This is a genomic window from Pseudomonas weihenstephanensis, assembly GCF_016812185.1.
Taxonomy (GTDB): domain Bacteria; phylum Pseudomonadota; class Gammaproteobacteria; order Pseudomonadales; family Pseudomonadaceae; genus Aquipseudomonas; species Aquipseudomonas weihenstephanensis.
On sequence record NZ_JAAEBV010000016.1, the window covers coordinates 1 to 3188 of the forward strand.

3 protein-coding genes and 2 pseudogenes are annotated in these 3188 nt (G+C 49.1%); all 5 read right to left on the reverse strand.

Translation table 11 applies throughout. The features are described from left to right. Positions 1-31 precede the first annotated feature (31 nt). Positions 32-478 (reverse strand): SMI1/KNR4 family protein, encoded by a 447-nt coding sequence (locus GYN01_RS22120; protein WP_048402873.1) that lies wholly within the window; start codon positions 476-478, stop codon positions 32-34. Between the two features lie 338 nt (positions 479-816). Beyond that, positions 817-1578: pseudogene (locus GYN01_RS22125) on the reverse strand (RHS repeat-associated core domain-containing protein); the annotation flags it as partial. Between the two features lie 76 nt (positions 1579-1654). After that, positions 1655-1917, reverse strand: a pseudogene (locus GYN01_RS22130) (PAAR domain-containing protein). A 213-nt stretch (positions 1918-2130) separates the two neighbouring features. Beyond that, a complete protein-coding gene (locus tag GYN01_RS22135; protein WP_053221396.1) occupies positions 2131-2400 on the reverse strand; it encodes a hypothetical protein in 270 nt (89 codons plus the stop codon). Positions 2401-2402: 2 nt separating this feature from the next. Beyond that, positions 2403-3188 (reverse strand): RHS repeat-associated core domain-containing protein (locus tag GYN01_RS22140; RefSeq protein ID WP_203307807.1); only part of this gene is annotated, 786 nt, incomplete at its 5' end.

Sequence of the window (3188 nt, forward strand, 5' to 3'; positions counted from 1 at the left end):
TTTTCATTTTTTTTGATTTAATTCATGGTGATCAAGAGTTGGAGAATAAACAAATAAACTCTTCGAATGAATTAGATATTTTTCGCCAGTGATCATCTTCCCACCAAATAACAGTTGGTACATTTGTGCAGTCCCTAAAGTCGAAACAGAATTGACTACCATCGCCAGCAATTCCAAAACAGACAATTTTTTTGAAGTCTGTTATGTCTTCGAGTGATTTGGGGTCAGTATTATTGCTGTCAAGCTCACCGTAATAGCCGTCAGATACAAAATACTTATTGAGTGAATCTGCTATTTCTTTAAGTTTTTGCTCATTTGAATAGATTTGAGCGAGTTCGCACTCCAGGGGATGTCCAAAAGAGTCTTTTGGGTTTTTTAGTTTTAGATTGCAAAATCCGTCAAGATCCTTGTATTTTGCTGCTAACGTACAGTAACTCGTAGGGAGTTGTAAGCCATTAATTGTGAGCTGGTTGCTCATTTCGCGTACTCCGGTCTGGTTTTGGCATACGCAATAGCTTTCAAAGAGGCGCTATTGCACTTTGTGCCATAAAGAGCTCTTAGATCTTTAATATCCAACGCTAGTCGTTGTCGTGCATTCAACTCAGCTTCGCCGTCTTTGCGCATTGATGCTTTCCCGCGTCCAGGAAAAGTGCGAGTCTCAGCATGAGCGTCGGTAGTCATTAGTACAGCGGGGCCATTATTGCGCGAGATATCTATAGTTTTGTTATATGCATTTTGAGGCATGTGATGACCAACTTCATTTACCTTCCTCTTAGCATCCATATCCTTAAAACTTCCACCATCTAAACATGGGCATGGAGCAAGCCCCAGCGGATCAACCCATCCCGTAGGATTCGGCGCATACGCATACAGGTTCAACCCACCCGCATAGCTGATCGGGTCTTTGCTGATAAACCGCCCAACCCGGGGATCATAGTACCGATAGCGGTTGTAGTGCAGCCCTGTTTCGTGATCGTGGTACTGCCCCTGAAATCTGATCGGGTTGGTCAGCCCCTCACGCTGCGCCCATTCCGAGCGTTGTTCTTTGACTTCACCCCAGGCTTTGTACTGCGCACTCCAGGCGATTTGGCCGTTGGGGTCGGTCAGTTCTTGCGGCGTGCCCAAGTGGTCGCACTGGTACCAGGCCAACACGTCAATCGGTAGCGCTTGGGCCGTGTGCGTCCACAGCGGGTCCTGGTCGATGTCGTAGGCGCCTTCGTAGTTCGGCTGCGCCAACAGGCGGATCGGTTGATGACGCATGGCCTGCGCCACGGGCACGAAGGTGCCGGGTTCGTAGAGGTAGTGGACTGTTTTACCCGCCGTGCCATCGGCTTGGGCCGGGCTGCTTTCCCAGGCCAAGGTGTCGCCGTCCCAACCGAAGAGGGTGAAGCCGCAACCCAGTTCACGCTGTTTACGCGCCTGTTCGTTTTGGTTCCAGTGCGAGCCGGCTTCCGGGCGATGCTTGTGGTGGGTGTTGGAGTATTTATGGATGCGCCGCCCCAGCGGGTCGTAGGCGTAGTCGACGCTGAGTGTGTTGTCTTCAAAGCGCACCAGACGGTTGAACAAGTCCCAGCGCATTTGGCCTTATTGGCCGTTTTGCCAACAGTAAATATCAATCCATACCGGCTCAGTTTTTAAAGAACGGTGTTGCGGTTCAACGGTTGACTGCGCCTTTAGGGCCGCTGGCAATCAGTGCGGCACCACACGCTGTTTTCATTCCATCGAGTGCAACGGCAATGCCGTCAACGGAATAAGTCGCTGTGCCCTCGGCAATGGGGAGAATCCCCTTGCACAATGGGCAACTGACCTTATGGCCGATCCATGCGATGGGATTCCATTGAGGACAGTATTGGAAACAGCTTCGAGCGCAGAGCCTCCGTGAGTAGTGACGTCGCCTAGGCAGATGATGTTTTTCATAAAATACTGTTCTAGTGACCTTAAAGCTTAGCTCTGGCTTGGGTTGCGGCGTCTTTTAAAGTTACTCTTTAATTTTCAGGCATTTCAAATTTTCCATCATGTCGATGGATCGTTCTATAGCATCCAGTATCATGAATGCTTTGTACCTTAGGCAGCTAAATTTACATACTAAAAAATCATTGTTAAGACCATTCATTCACCCACCCACAGACCTCATTTACAAGCGTTTACATTTAAAGTATCTAGATGATCATTCAGCATTGTCAACACTTCCTCTTTAGAATAAAAAAACTCCTCGCCTGCACTCATACCACCTAGGACATCGAAAATTTCATTGAGCCGCTCATCCTCAAACTCATACACGCATTCATCTAAATGCTTGGCATATATATATTTGGCGCACTGCGGGGGACTATAAGGTACAGACTCTATATGAGCGACTATTTCCTCAAGTAATTTAATCTCTCTTTCATTATTTTTCACGATTAGCACCTACACTGACAATTATTTATGGCTCGACCGTTCGAATTCGAGAGTCCTTGATCGATATCTGTTTTAGTTGGAGGGTAGTGTGGCAGTTCTAATAACGTCCCATTAGCCATTTTTGGATGAACACGGTTTACCTTCCCGAAATGATCATAAGTCTCCTCCCATGTACGCACTTGGCCAGTAGCCGGGTTGTATTCAGTAACATGTGACCTCCCTCTAGTAGGTCCAGACGTCCTGGCTAATGCTTCTTTATCGTAATACCTGATACGACCATCTGGCAGCTTACGTATACGCTCAGCAGATTTTTCTGCGCCCTGCAAAGCAGATAGCTTGCGCTTTAGCTTTTGAGAAGGGCTATCGCATCTTAACCCCAGCGGATCAACCCACCCCACCGGATTAGGCGCATACGCATAAAGATTCAACCCACCCGCATAGCTGATCGGGTCTTTGCTGATAAACCGCCCAACCCGGGGATCATAGTACCGATAGCGGTTGTAGTGCAGCCCTGTTTCGTGATCGTGGTACTGGCCCTGAAATCTGATCGGGTTGGTCAGCCCTTCACGCTGCGCCCATTCCGAGCGTTGTTCTTTGACTTCTCCCCACGCTTTGTACTGCGCGCTCCAGGCGAGTTGGCCGTTGGGGTCGGTCAGTTCTTGCGGCGTGCCCAAGTGGTCGCACTGGTACCAGGCCAACACGTCTATCGGCAGCGCTTGCGGGGTGTGCGTCCACAGCGGATCTTGGTCGATGTCGTAGGCGGCTTCGTAGTTCGGCTGCGCCAACAG